Raw genomic sequence first — 20755 nt, 5'->3', positions numbered from 1 at the left:
TTACACAAAAAAGAAGTCACTTAACAGTGGCTTCAATTTAATACGCATTATTACTTACTCTTTTGCTCTTCAGCTTGAAGTTTTTGACCTAAATTAATAATATATTTCCGCAAGGCATCTTTAGTTTCCGCATGATTCAATCCATACTCAACCGAAGTTTCAAGATAACTTTCTTTATTACCAACATCGTGGCGCGTCCCCTTAAAGACATGGGCAAACACGCGTTGCGTCTTATTCATGGTATCAATGGCATCAGTCAATTGGATTTCTCCGCCTTTATCTGGCTTTTGCTTAGCTAAAATTGAAAAAATTTCAGGTGTTAATAAATAGCGTCCAATAATTGCATAATCGCTTGGCGCCTTATCGATAGCCGGTTTTTCTACGAAAGACTTAACGTTAATTAACCCCGGCATAATCTCATTGGCTGGTTCAATTATCCCATATTTAGAAACTTCTTTATGCGGTACCGGCATCACTGCGATGGTCGATGCATGCGTCTCATTGTAACAGTTAATCAATTGCTTTGTTAGTGGAACCTCATCCATCATCAAGTCATCACCAAGCATTACAACGAAGGGTTCATCGCCCACAAAGCTGCGACCTCGAGCTATTGCATCACCTAAGCCAGCAGGATACGGTTGCCGCGTATAATAAATATTGATACCCAAGTGAGTTATCTCTTGTGACATCTTCAATAGCCCGGTTTTGCCCTTTTCTTGTAAATTTTGCTCTAATTCAGGATTAGAATCAAAATGATCTTCAATTGTTCGCTTATTTTTTCCAGTGACAATTAAAATATCTTCAATTCCAGAATTTTTTGCTTCCTCAACAATAAACTGAATTGTAGGTTTATCGACAATTGGTAACATTTCTTTGGGCATTGCTTTGGTAACAGGCATAAACCGCGTACCAAGACCAGCTGCCGGAATAATGGCTTTCCTTACTTTCATACCTTATACACTTTCTTTTACATTCTTTCAGTGCTTAATATATCAGATTCAACTATTCGATTCCAGTAATTAATGGTGCCGTTTTTTTTGAATATATTCGGCTAAATGTCCCACAGAATATTGCACTTCGCCATAATTAAGCAATACTATTGCTGCATTCACGCAAGTACCAATTAGAAAAAGAATTGAACAGAGATTTAACCATAACATGAAAATAATAAAAGTACCGATAATACCATAATTTTCCCAGCTAATATGAAAATGATGTAAATAATAACTAAAAAGCCAGGATAAACTCAACCAACCTAGCAAAGTTGTAAAAACTCCTGGCCAAATAACTCTTTTTTTAAGTTTAATATTGGGTAAAAAATAATTTAAATAATACAAACTACTAACCATCGTAATAATTACGACTGGATAGCGGAAATTAAATATCTTCTCCAACTCGCCTACTGAAATTGCAAAGATTGGTCGTAAAAACTCTAATATTTGTTGACCAAAAATAAAAGTTAAACTAAGCAAGCTAAAGCTAATAATCATCAAATTAGTTAAAATTATTGTAATTGATCTTGTCCACACTGCAATCGGCCAATTTTGTTGTAACTCAACTTTTCGTACACCATAAATACGATTCATTCCAATTCGAATCGCATTAACCAAGGAAGAAACTGACCACAATGCTAATATAATACCAAAAGAAATGTAACCAGTTGAGTTATTTTTTAAAAGCGAATTAATAATTGGCATAATAAACCCAGCAATTCGATCAGGAAAAATCAGTTTCAAATAGCTAGCGATTGGTGCAGTGTCAATGTGAAGCAACGGCAAGATATTTCCAATAATAATAATTAAAGGAAATATTGAAAACAAAACATAATAGGCCATTGAAATTGCACTAGTTAATACCTCACCTTGCGTAAACTTAAGTGAGATTGTTTTATAATACAAAGCTAGCCGTTGGCTAATTGTTGCAACTTTTTTACCCATCCACCTTAGTCATCCATTTCATCAAAGTGAGGTAAATATTTTTCTAACCCATCATATGGCTTTTGCAGTGTTAAAATTTTAGGACCATCTGCCGTAATTACAAAAGTATGCTCAAATTGAGCCGATTTAGAACCGTCTGGTGTAGCATAAAATACCCAATCATCATTTGGATCATCAACTGTCTTTTGAATAATCCGCCAATCTCCACCAGCTTCTATCATTGGTTCACAGGTAATGGTCATACCCTCGCGAAGGCGCAAACCATGGCCTGCTTTACCCCAATGAGGAACTTCAGGATCTTCATGAATACTAGGCTGAATACCATGACCAACTAATTCTTTCACATCACCATAATTGTGCTCATCTTCTACATAATGCTGAATGGCTGCACCAATATCCCCAATGCGGTTACCTAAAACAGCTTGATCAATTCCTAAATACATTGACTTTTTTGTAACTTCCATCAAGTCACGGTCAGCTTCTGAAACTTCACCAACAGCATAGGTTGTACATGAATCCGTTTCAAAACCATTTAAATTGCACGTTACATCAACTTTAACTAAGTCACCATTTTGTAAAACCGTATCTCGACGCGGAGTTGCATGGGCGATTTGATCATTTACTGAAATACAGGTGCCATACTTATAACCTTCAAAGCCTTGTTCAGATAGGCGACCGCCACGACTGTTTACAAATTCTTGGCAAAATTCTTCAATTGCCCAGGTTGTTATTCCTGGTTGAATTACATCCCGTAAAGACTCAAACATTGACGCTAATAAACGTCCTGACGCCTGCATTCCCTTTAATTCTCGAATGGATTTAATAGTAATCAAAGTTAACTTCTCCTCTATAAAAAATGATATTTATTTACATTATAGCGTTTTTTAAAAGTTTACTAAAGAGTTTCGTTAAGTGTTCAAAATTATGTATAATACTATGATAGAAAATATGTGAAAGGCATGAAAAAATATGAAGGCAAGAATTGTTTATGCCAGTATGACTGGCAATGATGCAGATATAGCCGATATCTTAGAAGAAGAGTTACAAGATTATGGTTTTGATGTGGAAACCAGCGAAGCTGAATTCACTGATGCCAGCGATTATTTAAGCAGTGATTTATGCATATTTGTCACTTATACCTATGGTGAAGGTACAATGACCGATGAAATATCAGATTTTTACGAGCAGTTAAAAGAATTAAACTTAACTGGAAAATATTTTGCTGTAATGGGTAGCGGTGATCTGGTTTATGCTGACCATTTTTGCGAAAATGTTTTTGATTTTGAAAAAATGTTTAAACAAGTAGGAGCTAAGGAAATTACTAAACCAGTTACCATTGAAAACGCACCTGATGATGAAGCAATTTCTAAAATTGAAAATGCGGCAAAAGAAATGGCTGACCAATTAAATGATTAAGGATAAAAAAATAAATACTGACAGATTTAATTCAATTACTGATCCTAAAATTCATCATTTAGCACAAAAAGTAGTTACAAAGCATCGCAATCTTGTGGTTTACATGATTTTTGGATTTATTGCAGCATTAATCAATACCGTGGTTTTTATGATCCTGCATAAATGGTGGCACAGTGCCGTTTTAATTTCTAATACAATTGCGTTTATTATTTCCAACTTAGCTTCGTTTGTGTTTAATCAAAAAGCAGTTTTTATTAATAATGTTGATCAAAAACACTCCACTTGGCAAAAGTTAATTGTCTTTTTTACCTACCGCATTATTAGTCTTATTCCTGATAGCTTAATTATGCTAGTTGGGCTTTCTTGGCTCGGACTAAACGCGCTTTGGGTTAAAATTATTGATCAGGTATTAGTTGGTATTTTTAATTATTTAACCACTCGTTCCGTATTTCAAGCCCAAGAATCAACAATGATTGAACGAGCTAAAAGAAAAATCAAGTCACATCAAGCAAAAAAATAGTAAAAAAAATAAGTCACAATTGTGACTTATTTTTTTATTCAAAATCAGCTGGTCGTTGCTTTTGACCATCAGCAAAATAATAAGCAATATCTTCCATAATTCGCTCAGAAGCATGACCATCACCATAAGGATTTTGGGCATTAGCCATTTGCAAATAAATATCTTTATTATCAAGTAGTTCACGCATTGCTGAACGAACATCAGCTTGTTGCGTACCAACTAATTTCAATGTACCAGCTTTAACCCCCTCAGGACGCTCAGTGGTGTCTCTTAAAACTAATACGGGCTTATTCAGTGCTGGCGCTTCTTCTTGTACACCGCCTGAATCCGTCATAATAAAATAACTTCTTTTAGCTAAATTATGAAAATCGACGACATCCAAAGGAGCAATTAAGTGTATCCGAGAATCATTACCCAGAATTTCATAAGCAACTTCTTGAACTTTAGGTGAAAGATGAACTGGATAAATAATTTCTACATCATCATGTTCAGCAACAATCTGTTTCATTGCTTTGAAGACTCGTCTCATTGGTTGGCCTTGATTTTCACGCCGATGCATTGTTACCAAAATAATCCGATTACCTGGTTGAATTAAGTCCAGCACATCATGATGGTAGTTTGATTGAACTGTCTGTTCAAGTGCATCGATTGCTGTATTACCGGTAACAAAAATTCGCTCTAGTTGGTGATTTTCTTGTAGTAAGTTGGCCTTACTTGTTTTAGTTGGCGCAAAATATAAGTCAGCTAAATCATCTGTCATTTGGCGGTTCATTTCTTCAGGAAATGGCGAATACTTATTCCAAGTTCTAAGACCAGCTTCTACATGACCAATTGGACACTGCTCATAAAAGCTAGCAAGACTAGCCGCAAAACTAGTTGTAGTATCGCCATGTACTAAAACAAGGTCTGGTTCTTCTTTTTTAATCACATTAGCAAGATCAAGCATTACTTTTGCAGTGATTTCTTCTAATGATTGATTCTTTTTCATGATATTAAAATCATAGTCCGGCTGAATATTAAAAATGGTAAGTACCTGATCAAGCATTTCTCGATGTTGTGCACTAACTACAGTGATTTCATCAAAGCGATCATCGGCTTGTAATTTCAGCACTAGCGGTGCCATTTTAATTGCTTCCGGTCTTGTGCCGAAAACCATCATTACTTTTATTTTAGTCATAAAAACCTCCGTTTTAATAGTAATAACTTAACTGCCAAAAAACAAGTTTTTATGTTTTAATTACTATAATCGTTTTAATTATGAGGAAACCGATGAACTATAACTTTACTTTACTACTTTTCACCAGTATTTTAATCATTGTCTCTAGCTTTAGTCTTGTTTTTAGCTTTGATCGGCAAAAAAATAGCTACCAACGAAAAAAGCTATTTTTAATTGCTACAATAGGATTTATAATAGCCGCTATTTTAATGGTAATTATTTTAGAGTCACCTCTGGCTACAATTTATCCAACGCAAAAATGATAACGCTTTCTAAAATATGCTGTATAATTAATAGTGTCTAAATAAATAGAAAAGAGGTAAACACAATGAGTGAAGAAAAAAATGGTAAAAATGTTTGGGTTACTACCCATGGCGAGCAATGGGCCGTTAAAGTTGAAGGCGCTGAACGAGCTCGTAAAGTCTTTGATCGCAAAGAAGATGCGTTAGCCTTTGGCAAACAATTAGCGCAAAAAAATAAGGGCGAGTTAATTAGTCAAAAGAAAAATGGTCAAATTAATCTTAAAAATTCATATGGCAATGATAGCCCCAAAGACAAAGGCTAAAATTTATCTTTTATAAATTAGCTACAAAAAAGGCTTCAACTTTTAGTTGAGGCCTTTTTTTGAACTAATATATAAGCTTTGTCATAAAAATAAAATCATTAAACAGCTTAATTAAAATACTGGCTAACATCATCAGCTAAAAACACTGATATATCAAGCTTTATAGTCCTAAATTAATGACCCCGGTGAGATTCGAACTCACCTCTACGGTTTAGGAGACCATTGTTCTATCCAGATGAACTACAGGGTCATGCATAGTTAACTTTACCAAATTTGAATGATAAAAGCCAACTTTTTTTACATTAATATTGTCTAATATAATATGAACGCGACGTACTAGCTTCAGCAATTTTATCAGCCGCAATTACAAATGGTGTCCAGATGGCCAGAGCAATTACCATATTAATAAGACATAGGATAATTGCACGCCAATCATAATTACACGCCAAGAATGGTCCAATAATTGGTGGCATAATACTTGGTACTGCCACTTGAACAGGATTAACTAGACCTAAGGCACTCACCCAATATGAAAATGCCACATTCACCAATGGCGCAACTATAAATGGAATAAAGTAAATGGGATTAAGTACAACCGGTAAGCCGAGAACAATGGGTTCATTAATATTAAAAATGCCTGGTGCTAAAGCCACTTTGGCAATAGTGCGATAGTCACTCCGTTTAGAAAAGAGCAAAATAGATACAATTAACATAAGGGTGCCACCAGTTCCGCCAAACCAAGCAAAAGCATCAAAAGAACCACGCACCCAAAGAAAGGGTACATCATGTCCTGTTCTAACCGCTGTTACATTAACATTCTGAGCCGTTAACCAGATTGAGTCTAAAATTGGTGCCCAAACGCTTAGTCCATTAATACCGAAAAAGCCAAAGATTTGCACTAATAAAGTAACTAGCATTACCATACCAAATCCTTGTCCCATCTTAACTAAGGGTACTTGCAAAGTGGCTAATAGCCAGTTGCCAAAATAGGTACCAGTAATTGTTTGAAAGACAAAGTTAATCAACCCAACACTAAAAATTGCAATAATAGCAGGAATTAAAGAGTCAAATGCTTTTTGTTCAGCATAGGGCAAAGTAGTTGATAAATGTAAAGTTAGCCGTGCCTTACAACAAAGCGCAAAAATTGAAACCCCAATTGTGCCAAATAAAATTGCAGTAAAGATACCCGTCGTTGAAAATTGTGAAATGTTAAATGCTTGATGGATTGATACAACCTTACCATTAACACTAAGTTTGGTTAAATTAGCAATACTCATGGCCAAAGACGATAAAGAAACAATAGCACCAGCAATGGGATCAACCTCGATGCTTTTAGCCAAATGAAAACCTAAAGACATTGCCAAAAACATCGCAAATAAGGCAAAAGTACCACGCCATACCACATTACTGATTAAGGTAAGCGGCTGCATTACCCAGGCAAAAGTTGTCCAACCTAAGTCATCTCTTGCTACCATAATTAAACTTCTGATTAACACAGCAAGCGATCCGGCTATCGTGATCGGCATTATTGAGATAAATGCATCCCTTAAGGCAACTAACCAATGGGCTTGTCCTAACTTGTTAGCCAAGGGCAAAATATAATCTTCTAACCAAGCTACTAATCGACTCATTTTTGGTCCTTCTTTTTTAAATAATGTGGATGATAACCCTTATTTTTACGATGTCGCTTTTTATTGCTTTTTCGCCTTTTATTAGCAGTCTCAGTAACTTCCTTCTCTTCAGTGCTTGCTTTTTTAATAGGTAATTTTTGAGATAAACGATTTTTGACAAAATAAACACGCTCAAATTCAACAGAATTAACAAGTAAATTTTTTAAGTCACGAAAATCATGATCATCCCCTAAAGTGACAACATATCCATTAGCCCCCATCCTGCCTGTACGTCCAGCCCGGTGCAAATATGTATTAGCTTCACTAGGAATATCAAAATTAATAACATAAGTAACTCCCGTTAAGTCTAAGCCACGTGCTGCTAAATCAGTTGCCAATAATAATTTTAGGTGGCCTACTTTAAAATTGTGTAGGGCTTCTGCTCTTTTTTGTTTACTGAATTCATTTGCCAAAAGATCAAATTTAGTTTTAGTATGGGCTAAAATCCCCGCAAATCGCATCATTGTTTGATTAGAGTCAAAAAACAAAATTCCCTTAAAATTATTAAGCCTTACTAAACGCTGAATAAAATCTAGTTTGTGCGTATTATCAACTTGCAAAAAATAGTTTTTTACCGTTGTTTTCTGGTCTGGACGAACATCAATTAAAACAAAGTTGCGTGCAAACAGCTCGTCAGCTTGACGCGTAATTTCTGATTCTGTTGCGCCAAATAATAAAATCTGGGCATCAGAACGTAAGTTTTGTCCTAGAGAACTAAGTAATTCCATTTTACTAAATTCCAAAATATCATCAGCTTCATCTATTACCAAGGTGCTAATCTGATTGACTTTAATACGACCACTTGAAAAAAAATCAAAAAATCGCCCAGGAGTAGCCACAATTACTTCTGGGTGCTTTTTCTTTAAATTATCTTCCTGGCGTTTACGATTTCCAGCGCCGACCAAACTAATTCCCTTTAAGTTCAACTCATCAAGAAATGGATTAATTGCATGCCGAATTTGTACAGCTAATTCAGTTGTCGGAGCAAAAATTACTAGACTATTTGCTTCACCTACTTTAACTTTTTCTAAACTAGGTATTGCATAAGCTAAAGTTTTGCCCGTTCCGGTCTTAGCTAATGCAATACAACTTTCACCACTTAAAATTGCCTCTCTTGTTTTTGTTTGAATTAACGTTGGTTGATTAAAGCCTAATCTAGCCAAGGTTGATTGAATTTCTGTTTTCATTATTATTTTAACTTGTCCATATTCTATGTCTACTTAACAAAAAAGTTATTGTTTACAGGTTATAAATGTCTTGTTCTCATCCTACTAGTCTATCATATCAATATTTTTTGTATAATTTCCAGAAATAAATTCGCTAATAACTAAAAATGACTGTTTTAAAACAGTCATTAATTAAGTTTATTCTTCTACCAAATAAATCGGTTTTTGTCCGTTCAATACCCGCTTGACGTCAGTCATACTTTGTTCAATCATATTTTTAACCGAAGTTTTAGTATAATATGCGGAATGAGGAGTAAAAACAACATTAGGCATTTTTGCTAGTTCTTGATAGTCCGCAGGTAATTCGGCAATATTAGTAAATTTTTTCATTACGATATTTTCTTCACCAGTCATCACATCAAGCGAAGCACCTGCAATTTCTCTATTTTTTAATGCTGTAATTAAAGCTTGAGTATCAATTAGAGGCCCTCTAGCTGCATTTATAATATAGGCTGTACTTTTCATTTGCTTAAATTCAGCAGCCCCAATCATATTATCCATCCCGGGTTCAAATGGTGTGTGCAAGGTTAAAATATCAGCTTCTTTAATGACGGTTTCAAAGTCAGTGTAATCAAGAAAAGCTTCATTAGCAGGATTTTCCACAATATCATAGGCGATTACTTTAGCGCCTAAGGCATGAAACAATTCAGCAACTGCCCCACCAATTCGACCAACACCAATAATGCCAATAGTTTGATTATAAATTTCATCACTAATCAAATCTTCACTACGCACAAAATTTAAATCTTTGTATTCATTTTTAAAAATTGGACCCCATTTTCTCAACAGATACATAGCAGAAGTAAGGGTATTTTCAGCTACTGCTCGAGGAGAATAAGCTGGCGTATTAGTAATAATTAGATTATACTTATGTGCTAATTCCCAATTAATAATATTATAGCCAACTGACCGCAAGGCAATTTGCTTAATACCATAAGAAGCAAGTTTACGATAAACCGCTTCTTCATTAATATCAAAAATTTGTAAGACACTAACCACGTCAAACCCTTTTGCAAGTTCAACAGTTTCAGCATCAAGTTTTTTAACTGTAGTTTGCAATTCATCCTCAATATGGTTTTGATTCCATTTATCTACATATACCTGCTGTTCAGGCGTCATATTGTATAATAAAGCCTTCATTATTCGTTCTCCTTATAGTCATAGAAGCTTCTTTTTACCTTTTTAATATTAATAAGCTTTTTTACCTTTCTTATAAACAGCTTTATCAACTTGGGTAACAGCTGTAATTTCAGCAAGAGGATTTTTCTTTAAAACCAAGAAATCGGCAAATTTACCGGCTACTAATGAACCATATTCATCATCAATTTTCATTAACTTAGCAGAATTTCGACTAGTTTGTAAAGCTTCAAAATTGGTAAAGCCTTGTTCAACTAACAAAGGTAGCTCTTGCGGCGTCATCTTAAAATCATTAAATGGCGTTCCAGCATCCGTTCCCAATGTTATTGGTACACCAGCATTTTTAGCGTGGGTAATATTTTGCCGTAAATCTTTCCAAGCCGAGGCAATTTTCGCCATTTCCCATTCTGGAATTTTACCGGGAGCATATGCAATAAATGCCCAAGCACCAACAATTGTTGGTGTTAAATATGTACCCTTTTTAAGCATCAGTTCTATTTCTTCATCGTTAACATAAAAACCATGCTCAATACTATCAACACCTGCTCTTATGGCATTCATAATTCCAGGATTACCCTCAGCGTGAGCAGCAACGGTAAACCCTTTGTGATGTGCTTCTTCAACAGCAGCATGAATTTCACTTTCACTAAGCTGGGGGTCATCCATAAAGTCATTTTCAGTCATTACCCCACCAGTTGCCATTACTTTAATTGTTCTAGCACCTTTTTTAATGCCTTGACGAACAGCCTTACGCATTTCATCAGGAGAATCAACCAAGTGACCAAAATTAGGCATGTCGCCGTGGCCACCAGTCATTGAATATGGACGACCCGAAGGTAAAATTTCTGGTACATTAATCAATTCTCCCCTCTTTATTAAGTTATTAAGGGCAATATCGATATCATACGTACTGCCACATTCACGAATATAGGTTACACCTGACTTTAATAGCTCATGCAAATGCTTAACTGCTCTAACAGTTGCTTCAACAACATTTGCTGAACTATCACCATCTGGTGTCCGGGGATCCATAATGATATGAGTATGGCAGTTAATCAAACCTGGAATTACATATTGACCAGTCAAATCAACCATCTGATCAGCTTTGGGTGGTGTATTAGACCCTACTTTAATAATTTTACCTGTATCATCATCAACTAATAAATAACTATTGGGTTTTACTTCTTCATCTTCACCATTAAACAAATTAAAATTAAAAAAAACTGTTTGCGTCATCTTAAAAACTCCCTTTATAAAAAAGCACTTATCCCAATACAAGGACAAGTGCTTCATGTTACCACTTTTAAATTTATCTATTACTTCCGTAATAAAGCCCGGTTAATTATCTAACAATTGATTGCACTGCACCACTATAAATTAGTAAATACCAACTAAGATAATTAGTTAACACTAATACAAGTAGCGCCCATAGTATTTAAAACTTCTACTAACACTTTCATTACTAATTTATCAGGTAATTGCCTTTTTAAATCATATTTAATTAACTTTTAATTTAGCATCCTATACATATCTTGTCAATAAAAATTGGGGCAAGCTTTAAATTTACTTATAATAGAATCCCAACTACATCCAGGTATTTAACAGAAAATTCCGCTGGCAAAGTAATTGCACCTCCAAATGCAACTACTAATATGCAACTTAATTATCCGTTCATACGATCGATGAACTTAGATTAGTGGTACTATCCGCAGTAGCAAATTTAATAAACAATTGTAATGAAATTGGCCTAAAATCTATCCCTTTTCTAGTCAATTTTTATCAAATATAAGAATAGCTTATAAAAATGACTCATGCTCAATAGTTTAATAAATCATCATTGTTGACAATCGTCTTAGTTCAGCTTGAGACAAACATTTACAAATATTAGTAATGTTTATCCAAGTAAGAATATAATTATTAATTTTAGCGCTAGCTAGCGGATACAAAAACTATATTAAACTATAAATTAATAAAAAAATACTAAACCGGATTTCATAAAAAAAACTTAATAAATTTATTTAAATACCTCTTCTACCGTACTTCTCTATGATTATCGAAAAACTGACTGAATAAGACTTGCTTTATTTCAGCCAGTTCCATATTTTCAGTTTCATTTGCTCTAATTTTTGTAAATAAAGGTTGAATAATTTGATCAAATTTTACCAATTCATCTTTGGCTGGTATCTTAACGGTTAATGAATTGAGATTTTTTTGCGATATTTTTTGTTGCACTGCACCAGTGATAATCGTTGATACCTTTTTTTGCCTAAAGAATAAATATAACCATTCCGTCGAAACATGTTTACCTTGAAGAACATGAACATGATTATTAGGCCAAAATTTCCCAAAAACATATTGTAAGACTGGATAACCATCCTTGTCTTCTACTGACCCATCTTCACCTAATAGTAAATAAATGCCATCAAAATTATATTTATCAATATAATCATTGACAGCTGCTGCACCAATATAGCGATATTTACCTTGTATTGCTAGACGCTTCCGATTAGCAATTGGTCGCCTGAATTTATCAAAATTAGCTATATATGAGCCAATCTTTTCGTTACCAGAGTTCACATTGGGGAAATACTTTTTAAAAATAGTTTCTGCTAGAGCAAGTAAGTTTTCATTTATTTGTACATTAAGTGCGATTTTTTTATCAATTTGCAAAAATATATTAGCAATCCGTTCCTGTTCTTCTAATGGAGGAACTGGAACTAATAAACGCTTAAAAGCAGTTTTATTAAACTTGGGCTGTGCACTACCAGAAACAATTGTTTTCATTAATTCCTGGCCGCTGGGACTAGATAGGAAGTAATAATAGTAATCATTATTATACTTGGTATCGATTACAATTGCATTCGGTCCCAAAGACATCGGCTTATCAAGTTGCGGAGCTTTAAAGGTGGTACCTAAATGAGTACCAACATTAGAAATAATAATTTCTCCGCCATAAAGTTTCGTTTTCTTTAAAAATTGATAACCAGCTTTATTTATATACTGAAATGGTCCTTTAAAATTATTTCTATAATCAGTGAGCCTGATCAAAACTGCATAGCCCTGCGATTCATCTGTATAAATAACATTTTCTTTTAAAGATTTAAAACTACCATTTGCCACATAATCAGTTATTTTTGTGCATATTTCACCAATAGATCTATATTTCATAACCCAGACCTTTCAGCACTTGTCGAACATCATTTTGCAACTTATCACTTTTAGCAAATTGTTCTTTAAGGTCACTAGTAAGTTTAGCCATTCGTGCTTCATATGACTCACCGACTTTGGCTTGCTTGGCTATTCCTACATAACGACTTGGAATTAAAACATAATCATTCTGCGCAATTTCAGATAATTTGACTGCCTTACAAAAACCAGCAACATCTTTATATTGCTCGTTGATAGTTCCACGATAAGCATGATAGGTCATCGCTAGCTTATTGATATCTTCCTTAGAGAAGCGACGATGCTTACGGTCAACCATTTCGCCTAGATTACGTGCATCAATAAATAAAGTTTCATTCTTACGATTGCGCTCATCGCTCGATTGCTTATCCATATCTACAAACCAAAGCGATACAGCAATGCTAGTTGAATAAAACATCTTATCAGGCAAAGCTACAATTGCATCAATTTTATCGTCCTCAAGTAAAGCTTTACGAATTTCATACTCTTCTTTAGTTGAAGTTGACAATGCTCCATTAGCTAAGACAAAGCCCGCTTTCCCGTCTGGAGCAAGTTTACTAATTATATGCTCAATCCAAGCATAATTGGCATTACCAATTGGGGGCATTCCATATTTCCACCGTGGATCATCTATCAGCTTTTCACCATTCCAATTTTTCACATTAAACGGCGGATTAGCTAAAACAAAGTCAAACTTTTCATTTTTATGAAAGTCATTGGTAAAGGTATCCCCTTGGTGTGGACCAAGATTATTATCAATTCCTCGAATGGCTAGATTCATCTTAGCTAATTTCCAAGTAGTAGGATTGGATTCTTCGCCATAAACTGATAAATCAGAAACATCTCCTTGATGCTCTACAACAAATTTATCAGATTGCACAAACATTCCTCCTGATCCACAACAAGGATCATAAATCTTGCCTTTGAATGGCTCAATCAGTTCCACTAAGGTGCGTACAATTGAACGAGGAGTATAAAATTCTCCGCCCTTTTTTCCTTCTTGAGCGGCAAATTTAATTAAAAAATATTCATAGACACGCCCTAACACATCAGAGCGCATCGCTCTGGCACAGCCTAAACTAATGTCAGAAATCAATTCGACAACCTCACCTAAGCGACTTTTATCTAAATCCGGTGAAGCATACTCCTTACTCAAAATCCCCCGAAGTGAGGTATTATTTTTTTCGATTTCGCGCATAGCTCGATCAATTACTTTACCAAGTTGCGGTGTATTAGCTGCTTTTTGAATTACATCCCAACGTGCTTGCTTTGGTACCCAAAAAACATTTGCAACTTTATATTCTGTTGGATCCTCAGCCTTTTCTGGATAATCAGACTTCAAAAGTTCTTGATGTTTAGTTTCAAATGAATCTGAAATATATTTTAGAAAAATCAATCCTAAAACTACATTGCGATATTCAGATGAATCCATGCTGCCACGCAAAGCATCTGCAGTTTGCCATAATTTGTTTTCAATACCTAATTCGCTTATCTTTTTTACCATTAATCTGTTTCCTTTAGTTCTTGTAGTTAATTTGAAGCCTCTTTAAAATAATGCTTAAATAAAAAAGTATTTCTAATCGTTACTTAGCCATAAGAAATAAATATTCAACTGGTTAATTTTATTTTAGTCACTTGTCTACCTAATCTTGCCATTGAAACAAAATGCTCTTAATTATCATATTTTCAGTTAAATCGCTAGCTAGCTACCTCATCTCCTATGGATTTATATCTTTTAATTTCTATATTTTATCATAGAAGTGGCTCGACCTTTTTACTTATTAAATTTATTAACCATACCAAAAAACTTGCTGTCTCCAGTAATGGAACAACAAGTTTTTTTAAAAAGTTAATAAAGAGTATCATAACCAAATTAAATCTTTTAATTTTTCAAAAAATCTATTTACAGCAATTACTTAAGTAATTACCCTAGTCAAATACAATCAAAAGTATTCGTAAATTGATTAATAAACTAACTTTCGCACATAAGTTAATAACGACATCCTAACTTATACCATGTTACGGTCAACAAAAAATAGAAGAAAAATTATTCTTAAAACATTTCTATTTCCGTTCCTATTTCAATTTTTGGGAAAGCTTTTTTTTCAACATACAATGATCCTGGCAATTCAGCTTTTTTCTCACCCGTAAATTTAACTGCAATATGACCTAGATTTTGCAAATTAGCGTTTACTTCATCACCTACTGCAGTAATTTGATAATCTATTGCACCAATTTTCAATGTCATTCCTTCTTTTATTTTACTAGCTAAATTATGATCAGCAATAATAAAGCAAGAATCACGTAATTCATTGGGAGCCTGTTCACCAAAAAAGATTAACATATTAATTGATTTAAATTGCTGCGCTTCTTTACCAATTTCTTTTACAATAGTTTTAAATACTGGCTTTCCTGTCACTACCAATTTTCATTTCCTTTCTATTTACCACTATACAAGCCAAAACTAGCCAACCATGCAATCAACACACGAGGTACACCGTTAATAAATCTTGAATACAATACAGAAGTTACGCCAACTTCTACCGTTTCTGCATCAGCATCCATCAAACCTAGTCCCACTGGGATAAAGTCACAACCATTTTGAGTATTAATTGCAAACAGTGCTGGTAAAGCATATTGTGGTGGTATATTACCCTTGCCAATTTCCACCCCAATTAATGTGCCAATGATTTGTCCAATTACTCCGCCAGGTCCAAGAAGTGGCGATAAGAATGGTAGCGAACAAACAAAGCCCAAAATCATTAATCCCCACACATTACCAGCTAATGGAGTCATTAATTTTGCAAACCATTTACCAATACCCGAAGCATTAATAATACCAATTAATAAAGAAACAAACGCCATAAATGGTAAAATCGTTTTAATCACTGTATCAACTGATTTTTTAGCTGCTTGATTAAATGTGGCAACTACTTTCCCCACTCCAATACCAATTTTCGCTACCCAACCTTCATTTTTTTGCTGAGTCAAAGTCTTGCTAGTATCAATTTTATTTTCAGAATCCTCTTTCATTTTTGGTATTGAAGCAGTAACTTCATCCGTAGACATGATTTCGTCAACGTCAACAGCAGATACATAGATTTCTGGCGTAATAAATTCGGCTAGCGGACCTGATTTGCCAGTAGGAAGAACATTAATTGTTTTTATTCCTTTTTTTGGATAAATACCACATCTTAATGTACCACCACAATCAACAACAGCAACTGCAATTTCGTCATCTGGTATAGATGTTTTAAAACCATCTACCGCTTTCATTCCTGTCAGTTTTACCATCTTATCAATAACTGCTGGGCGGTTCCCACCAGTAACATATAAAATAGTATGTTTTGCATCAGTCGGAGTAATAACCAAGGGACCACCCCATCCTCCTGAACCACGAATAATTTTTATGCTATTCCATTTATTCATCTTACTTATCCCCCATTCTCTGATTATCCTAAAACATTGGCTTCTTTAGATAATTCAATCCCTGTAGTTTTACATACATATGAAGTAGTGTAGTCAGTTACCCAACCACCAATAAAGTTCATAATCAAGCCTACAAACATGTACCTTATGGCTAAATCCATTGCATTCAAACCTAGTTTTTGAACACCTGCTGCAATTCCCATCCAAATAAAATATTCAGCTGGATTAATATGAGGAAATACGCCATTACTGGTATGACAAAATTGTGCACAGGAAGCATAGTAACTAGGCTTATAATACTCTGGTAAAAACTTTCCCATAGTATGAGCTAATGGATTACCTAGCATAAAGGCAGATACAAAAGGTAAGATCATGTATCTCATAAAAGGATTTTTAGCAGATGCTTGCGCAAATTTGTTCATCTTCTTTTGGCCAATCATTGCTATCAAAGCATTCATAAATACCAACATAATTAAAACTAGTGGAACAATGGTTGCTACCCAATTTGCAAATTGCTTACCACCAGCTTGAAATAATCCCATAAACCAAGTGGCAAAATTAATAATATTTTTCATAATTTTCTTTTTCCTTTTATTTCATAAAATTTATTTATTAATACACTTTCCCACAAACTAAATACTGGCAAAGAAAGAAAATTAGTGCTTGTATCTAAATCTTCACGACTCATTTTCCCAGTTTTAAAGTTAATAAAATTACGATAAGCATTTAAAATGCATTCTTTTGTTAACTTGTCATACTTATTTAATTCATCATAACTACTAGCCAATAATGGTAGTGACTTCCCTTCTATTGAAGATAAATTTTTAAATCTTGCAAAAATAGTAACACCTGTCATTATTTGTGCTTGAAGAATATTTGCATGCGCATCAATATTAAGTAAAAGTAATGTACCTACTTTGAATTTTTTTGGATTCTTTCCAATTAAAACTTTTCCATTTTTACACATTTTTCGAAAAACTTTTACAAAATTTTTCACTTGCAAAAAGCCAAAAATACTTTGAAGAAGGAAGGCACTCCCCAATAAAACTGTTATATATAAAATATTCAAATCAAACTCCTTCTACTATTTGAATTAATTGTTTAGAACTATCATAATTAACAAAATTATTATATAAAATTTCATTTTTGGAAACTAAACCAATAAAATCATATAGTCTTGAAGTTGCATCAATTAATTCATTATTTAAATTCTCGGGGATACCTATTAAAAAAATTAACTTTAACTCTTTCTTTTTGAATAAAATTTTGTTATCCATAATAGCTACACTAACCAATATTCTTTCTTTACCTGAATGATCAATTGCATGAGGGATAGCTATACCATTTGAAAAAATATTATTAGTTACTTTTTCTCTACTTTTCCAATTCTGTTTAAAATCTTCTAATACCTGATTGCTTTTTATTTGATCGTCAATCATCCTATCTACAGCAATATAATAACTTGCAGCCTCAAAATGTTTAACCGAAAAAGCAATTTTATTCTGCTTAATTAATTGCTCAATAATTGAAATTTGCATGACTACACTTAGGGCTTCAGGTCGAAAAACAGTGCCCACATTTATTACTTGAATATGTTCAATTTCTAATGGTTTATCAACAAATACCAATAAAAATTTATCGTGTTGTTGCTTGAATGTAGCTACATTAGAAAAAGAAATGATTTTCAAATTTTCAAAAACATTACTCAATTTTTTCTCTATAAACTCTTTGACAGAACTCCTAATTGAACCAATAAAAGCAATCTTTACTTGATTTTTAGTATCTTGAGAAATTGCAGAAACTTCTTCTAAAAACATTTCAAAATAAATTACATAATAATTTATTTCATCTTTAGAAATGGAGACTTTATATTCAGAATTTATCTTATTAGCTAATGCCAAACTTAATTCTAAAGAAATCGGATAATTATCAGAAATAGTTCGTGGTAATACTTCACCAATTTTTGTGTATAATAGCGTACGATTGACTGAAAATAACACATGCCACTTTAATCTTTCATATACATTTTTAGTATCTAAACCATATTTCCGTAATTTATCTTTTAGTGGAATAAAAAACAATTTATAATTTTTGAAAAAAACTAGTTTTAATTTTTTAAAATCTAAATATTCATTTTTATACAAATCTAGCGGCGATAAAATAAAACTTATTTCAGATTCAGTAAGATATTTTAACTTTTCTTGTAAATAAACAATTAAGTCAGTAATCACATCATTCTGAACCCATAATGAGTGATAACACCTAGGTACACAATCTAAAACATGTCCATAATCTTTGAAAACTTTTAATGTTAATACATTGTTCAAAACTTGGTGATACGCTTGTTTAGATAAATTTAATTTTTTTAAATGACTAGATATTTCTGACGTAAAAGCTAACCAAACAGAGTTGGATGTATGCTCAATAACAAAATTTCTTAGTACACATATTTTTTCAAAGCTAGTTTGAAAACTGATCTTAATACCTTTTCCCGTCTTAGATATAATCCTACCTTTATATTTTTTCAAATTAATCTTAATTTTTCTAAGATCATTATTAACAGTTTTTCTGCTAATATTTATTCTATCTGCTATCTCATCAATTGGTATGTAATCATTGCTTTTAATAAGAATATCAATAATAAATGCTTCTCTTTTTATCGGATCATTTAAATTTAACTCTCCTTTTAAAAATTGGGTTTCTAAATCTAAAAATTTTGGATAATTATTTATTGTTAAACTAAATCGCTCGATTCCCGACGAAATATGTGCTGCTTCACCTAAAATTCTATTTAGTTCAGAAATTCTTTTATCAACTGTTCTAAATGAAATATTATTATAAACTGCAATTTCTTGCTTTGTTATTGAGCCATTTTCAACGAAGAGTTTTAAAAGTATAAATAAAGAACTATCCATCTATTTCCTCTCTTTATCCTCTTGATTTACCTCCGGCTACATTAATAGTTACGCCTGTAATGTAGCTTGACTTATCAGAGAGGAGGTAAGCAACTAAATCTGCAACTTCATGCAACTGACCACTACGTCCCATTGGGGTTGTTGTAGTACTCTTGTAACCTGCACGAAGTTGATCAACTGTAATGTTTCTTGTATAAGCTAAAGCTTTTTCATAAGTGGGAGTCCTTAATCCTGTTGCTTCCATAATACCTGGTGCAACACCAACAACCCTCACATTAAACTTTCCGAGTTCCTTGGCCCATGAACGAGTAAAGCCATTAATCGCTCCTTTCGTTGCAGAATAGATACTTTGTCCTTGTGATCCCTCTAGTCCAGCTTCTGAAGACATATTCACAATTACACCATGCTTTTGTTTCGTTAAATAACGTCCCACAGCCTGGGACATAAGCATCATGCTCTTAACATTAATACTGAACATTTTTGTCCAATCATCTTCTGTCATTTCATATTGACTTTCTGGTTTTTCAGCATCAACTAAAAGTCTAGGTAAATTGATACCTGCATTATTCACAACACCATCAATGCGACCATATTTATCTACTACATTTTTAATCGTTTCTTTAATATTTTCTTTGTTAGTTACGTCAGTATGATAATAGGTAACACCATTATTAATCTCTTTTGGTTCATTTAAATCAGCATCAATAACATTAGAACCCGCATTTGCTAATTCTTTGACAATAGCTGCTCCAATACCTGATGATCCACCAGTTACAACATAAACTCGGCCTTCAATATTTAACCAATCATTCATTCTTATTATCCTTTCCATTTATCATTTATAATCACAAGTATATTGAAAGCGCTTGCTATAATTAATATCCAAATTTTCAAAATAAAATGAAATAAAGGGTCTTAACTTTAAAAAATTAATATTTACAAACATAAGTTTACTATTCTTAAGAATAGTCTATACACAAGAAAAATAAATTACAAATAGATACAAATTAAGCTATAATTTATTATATTTATAAAAAATTTTTTTAAATAACCTTTTAATATTTAAAATAGCAAGGAAAAGGCCAGACTTTTCAGGCTAACAAAAAAGGCAAAACACATTTTTTGTGTTTTGCCTTCTTTTGTTGTTTACTCACTTGTGCTTTACCACTTAAGCTGGCTCTTGAAGATCATTTCTTTGCCAATATTTACTTAGACTCAGCATCATAAGCATTAGTTTTCAATATTGGCTTGCCTCGCAGATAACCTCACTACATACCAAATACGTTCTTCAAGTAATCAAAGGTTAGTTTCAGATGTAAATATTTTAAGTATACAGTGCTCAGCTATTTTGGCTATTTTTTCTAATGGTTACTACATTTTATATTAGCCACTTGTTTTTGCATTAAGTACAAACGTTGTTTATTCTTCCTATATTATTCCTACAATCAATCTTCTTATTGGTTTAATACCACCAACTTCAGTAACGATTATGCGTAATCGAGAAATAAAAACGATGTTGCTTTTCAAGATAGCGTTCT

The 20755-nt window shown here is 33.3% G+C and carries 20 protein-coding genes and 1 tRNA gene; 4 read left to right on the top strand and 17 right to left on the bottom strand.

Annotated elements, in window-relative coordinates:
* Positions 1 to 50: 50 nt before the first annotated feature.
* The 3 genes from galU to map form a co-directional block, all read right to left on the bottom strand.
* Complete coding sequence (galU, locus tag F5ESL0230_RS02290) at positions 51 to 950, bottom strand: UTP--glucose-1-phosphate uridylyltransferase GalU (RefSeq protein ID WP_122021410.1); 900 nt, start codon at positions 948 to 950, stop codon at positions 51 to 53.
* Positions 951 to 1019: 69 nt separating this feature from the next.
* Positions 1020 to 1937 (bottom strand): YihY/virulence factor BrkB family protein, encoded by a 918-nt coding sequence (locus F5ESL0230_RS02285; protein WP_122021409.1) that lies wholly within the window; start codon positions 1935 to 1937, stop codon positions 1020 to 1022.
* 5 nt (positions 1938 to 1942) lie between these two features.
* Positions 1943 to 2770 carry a type I methionyl aminopeptidase gene (gene map, locus F5ESL0230_RS02280; protein ID WP_122021408.1) on the bottom strand — a complete coding sequence of 276 codons (828 nt, stop codon included), beginning with the start codon at positions 2768 to 2770 and terminating at the stop codon, positions 1943 to 1945.
* Between the two features lie 136 nt (positions 2771 to 2906).
* On the opposite strand from map, the gene F5ESL0230_RS02275 reads away from it, so the two are divergent.
* On the top strand, positions 2907 to 3353 hold the full coding sequence (locus F5ESL0230_RS02275; protein WP_122021407.1) for a flavodoxin: 447 nt from the start codon (positions 2907 to 2909) through the stop codon (positions 3351 to 3353).
* Entirely contained in the window at positions 3346 to 3873 is a 528-nt protein-coding gene (locus F5ESL0230_RS02270) for a GtrA family protein (RefSeq protein WP_090092970.1), read from the top strand. Before F5ESL0230_RS02275 ends, F5ESL0230_RS02270 begins: the two co-directional genes overlap by 8 nt.
* A 34-nt stretch (positions 3874 to 3907) precedes the next feature.
* Here F5ESL0230_RS02270 and wecB read toward each other — a convergent pair whose 3' ends face one another.
* Positions 3908 to 5050: a non-hydrolyzing UDP-N-acetylglucosamine 2-epimerase gene (gene wecB / locus F5ESL0230_RS02265; protein ID WP_122021406.1), complete on the bottom strand. Its 1143-nt coding sequence runs from the start codon at positions 5048 to 5050 to the stop codon at positions 3908 to 3910.
* Between the two features lie 92 nt (positions 5051 to 5142).
* Between wecB and F5ESL0230_RS02260 the strand changes: the two genes are divergently transcribed.
* Both F5ESL0230_RS02260 and F5ESL0230_RS02255 read left to right on the top strand, forming a co-directional pair.
* Positions 5143 to 5352 carry a hypothetical protein gene (locus F5ESL0230_RS02260; protein ID WP_118906682.1) on the top strand — a complete coding sequence of 70 codons (210 nt, stop codon included), beginning with the start codon at positions 5143 to 5145 and terminating at the stop codon, positions 5350 to 5352.
* A 65-nt stretch (positions 5353 to 5417) separates the two neighbouring features.
* Positions 5418 to 5654 carry a DUF2188 domain-containing protein gene (locus tag F5ESL0230_RS02255; RefSeq protein ID WP_090092965.1) on the top strand — a complete coding sequence of 79 codons (237 nt, stop codon included), beginning with the start codon at positions 5418 to 5420 and terminating at the stop codon, positions 5652 to 5654.
* A 177-nt stretch (positions 5655 to 5831) separates the two neighbouring features.
* Here the strand turns inward: F5ESL0230_RS02255 and F5ESL0230_RS02250 are convergent.
* From F5ESL0230_RS02250 to F5ESL0230_RS02190, 13 genes are all read right to left on the bottom strand, one after another.
* Positions 5832 to 5904, bottom strand: a tRNA-Arg gene (locus tag F5ESL0230_RS02250).
* A 52-nt stretch (positions 5905 to 5956) separates the two neighbouring features.
* Positions 5957 to 7285, bottom strand: a complete 1329-nt coding sequence (locus tag F5ESL0230_RS02245) for a PTS sugar transporter subunit IIC (protein WP_122021405.1) — start codon at positions 7283 to 7285, stop codon at positions 5957 to 5959.
* Positions 7282 to 8514, bottom strand: coding sequence for a DEAD/DEAH box helicase (locus F5ESL0230_RS02240; RefSeq protein ID WP_369931595.1), 1233 nt, complete (start codon positions 8512 to 8514; stop codon positions 7282 to 7284). Before F5ESL0230_RS02240 ends, F5ESL0230_RS02245 begins: the two co-directional genes overlap by 4 nt.
* A gap of 174 nt (positions 8515 to 8688) precedes the next feature.
* Positions 8689 to 9690 (bottom strand): NAD(P)-dependent oxidoreductase, encoded by a 1002-nt coding sequence (locus F5ESL0230_RS02235; protein WP_122021403.1) that lies wholly within the window; start codon positions 9688 to 9690, stop codon positions 8689 to 8691.
* Between the two features lie 48 nt (positions 9691 to 9738).
* Positions 9739 to 10923: an amidohydrolase family protein gene (locus tag F5ESL0230_RS02230; RefSeq protein ID WP_122021402.1), complete on the bottom strand. Its 1185-nt coding sequence runs from the start codon at positions 10921 to 10923 to the stop codon at positions 9739 to 9741.
* A 795-nt stretch (positions 10924 to 11718) separates the two neighbouring features.
* Complete coding sequence (locus F5ESL0230_RS08370; protein ID WP_158592376.1) at positions 11719 to 12855, bottom strand: restriction endonuclease subunit S; 1137 nt, start codon at positions 12853 to 12855, stop codon at positions 11719 to 11721.
* On the bottom strand, positions 12845 to 14377 hold the full coding sequence (locus F5ESL0230_RS02220; RefSeq protein ID WP_122021401.1) for a class I SAM-dependent DNA methyltransferase: 1533 nt from the start codon (positions 14375 to 14377) through the stop codon (positions 12845 to 12847). Before F5ESL0230_RS02220 ends, F5ESL0230_RS08370 begins: the two co-directional genes overlap by 11 nt.
* 549 nt (positions 14378 to 14926) lie before the next feature.
* On the bottom strand, positions 14927 to 15292 hold the full coding sequence (locus tag F5ESL0230_RS02215) for a PTS glucitol/sorbitol transporter subunit IIA (protein WP_369931594.1): 366 nt from the start codon (positions 15290 to 15292) through the stop codon (positions 14927 to 14929).
* Positions 15293 to 15312: 20 nt separating this feature from the next.
* Positions 15313 to 16302 (bottom strand): PTS glucitol/sorbitol transporter subunit IIB, encoded by a 990-nt coding sequence (locus F5ESL0230_RS02210; protein WP_122021399.1) that lies wholly within the window; start codon positions 16300 to 16302, stop codon positions 15313 to 15315.
* A gap of 23 nt (positions 16303 to 16325) precedes the next feature.
* Positions 16326 to 16877 carry a PTS glucitol/sorbitol transporter subunit IIC gene (locus tag F5ESL0230_RS02205; RefSeq protein ID WP_122021398.1) on the bottom strand — a complete coding sequence of 184 codons (552 nt, stop codon included), beginning with the start codon at positions 16875 to 16877 and terminating at the stop codon, positions 16326 to 16328.
* A complete protein-coding gene (locus tag F5ESL0230_RS02200) occupies positions 16874 to 17371 on the bottom strand; it encodes a transcriptional regulator GutM (RefSeq protein ID WP_122021397.1) in 498 nt (165 codons plus the stop codon). Before F5ESL0230_RS02200 ends, F5ESL0230_RS02205 begins: the two co-directional genes overlap by 4 nt.
* 1 nt (position 17372) lies before the next feature.
* Positions 17373 to 19217, bottom strand: coding sequence for a helix-turn-helix domain-containing protein (locus F5ESL0230_RS02195; protein WP_122021396.1), 1845 nt, complete (start codon positions 19215 to 19217; stop codon positions 17373 to 17375).
* A 13-nt stretch (positions 19218 to 19230) separates the two neighbouring features.
* Positions 19231 to 20031, bottom strand: coding sequence for an SDR family oxidoreductase (locus F5ESL0230_RS02190; protein WP_122021395.1), 801 nt, complete (start codon positions 20029 to 20031; stop codon positions 19231 to 19233).
* Positions 20032 to 20755: the final 724 nt, after the last annotated feature.

Source organism: Lactobacillus sp. ESL0230 (assembly GCF_003692805.1).
GTDB lineage: Bacteria > Bacillota > Bacilli > Lactobacillales > Lactobacillaceae > Lactobacillus > Lactobacillus bombicola.
Note: the sequence above shows the minus strand (reverse complement) of the source record. Positions and strands in the feature narration are given on the sequence as shown.

Bases quoted from the DNA above. Each gene is read 5' to 3' on its own strand.
- F5ESL0230_RS02260 (WP_118906682.1), top strand. From the start codon at position 5,143: ATGAACTATAACTTTACTTTACTACTTTTCACCAGTATTTTAATCATT.
- F5ESL0230_RS02210 (WP_122021399.1), bottom strand. From the start codon at position 16,302: ATGAATAAATGGAATAGCATAAAAATTATTCGTGGTTCAGGAGGATGG.
- galU (WP_122021410.1), bottom strand. From the start codon at position 950: ATGAAAGTAAGGAAAGCCATTATTCCGGCAGCTGGTCTTGGTACGCGG.
- F5ESL0230_RS02190 (WP_122021395.1), bottom strand. From the start codon at position 20,031: ATGAATGATTGGTTAAATATTGAAGGCCGAGTTTATGTTGTAACTGGT.
- F5ESL0230_RS02230 (WP_122021402.1), bottom strand. From the start codon at position 10,923: ATGACGCAAACAGTTTTTTTTAATTTTAATTTGTTTAATGGTGAAGAT.
- wecB (WP_122021406.1), bottom strand. From the start codon at position 5,050: ATGACTAAAATAAAAGTAATGATGGTTTTCGGCACAAGACCGGAAGCA.
- F5ESL0230_RS02275 (WP_122021407.1), top strand. From the start codon at position 2,907: ATGAAGGCAAGAATTGTTTATGCCAGTATGACTGGCAATGATGCAGAT.
- F5ESL0230_RS02235 (WP_122021403.1), bottom strand. From the start codon at position 9,690: ATGAAGGCTTTATTATACAATATGACGCCTGAACAGCAGGTATATGTA.
- F5ESL0230_RS02205 (WP_122021398.1), bottom strand. From the start codon at position 16,877: ATGAAAAATATTATTAATTTTGCCACTTGGTTTATGGGATTATTTCAA.
- F5ESL0230_RS08370 (WP_158592376.1), bottom strand. From the start codon at position 12,855: ATGAAATATAGATCTATTGGTGAAATATGCACAAAAATAACTGATTAT.
- F5ESL0230_RS02195 (WP_122021396.1), bottom strand. From the start codon at position 19,217: ATGGATAGTTCTTTATTTATACTTTTAAAACTCTTCGTTGAAAATGGC.
- F5ESL0230_RS02245 (WP_122021405.1), bottom strand. From the start codon at position 7,285: ATGAGTCGATTAGTAGCTTGGTTAGAAGATTATATTTTGCCCTTGGCT.
- F5ESL0230_RS02220 (WP_122021401.1), bottom strand. From the start codon at position 14,377: ATGGTAAAAAAGATAAGCGAATTAGGTATTGAAAACAAATTATGGCAA.
- F5ESL0230_RS02285 (WP_122021409.1), bottom strand. From the start codon at position 1,937: ATGGGTAAAAAAGTTGCAACAATTAGCCAACGGCTAGCTTTGTATTAT.
- F5ESL0230_RS02255 (WP_090092965.1), top strand. From the start codon at position 5,418: ATGAGTGAAGAAAAAAATGGTAAAAATGTTTGGGTTACTACCCATGGC.
- F5ESL0230_RS02270 (WP_090092970.1), top strand. From the start codon at position 3,346: ATGATTAAGGATAAAAAAATAAATACTGACAGATTTAATTCAATTACT.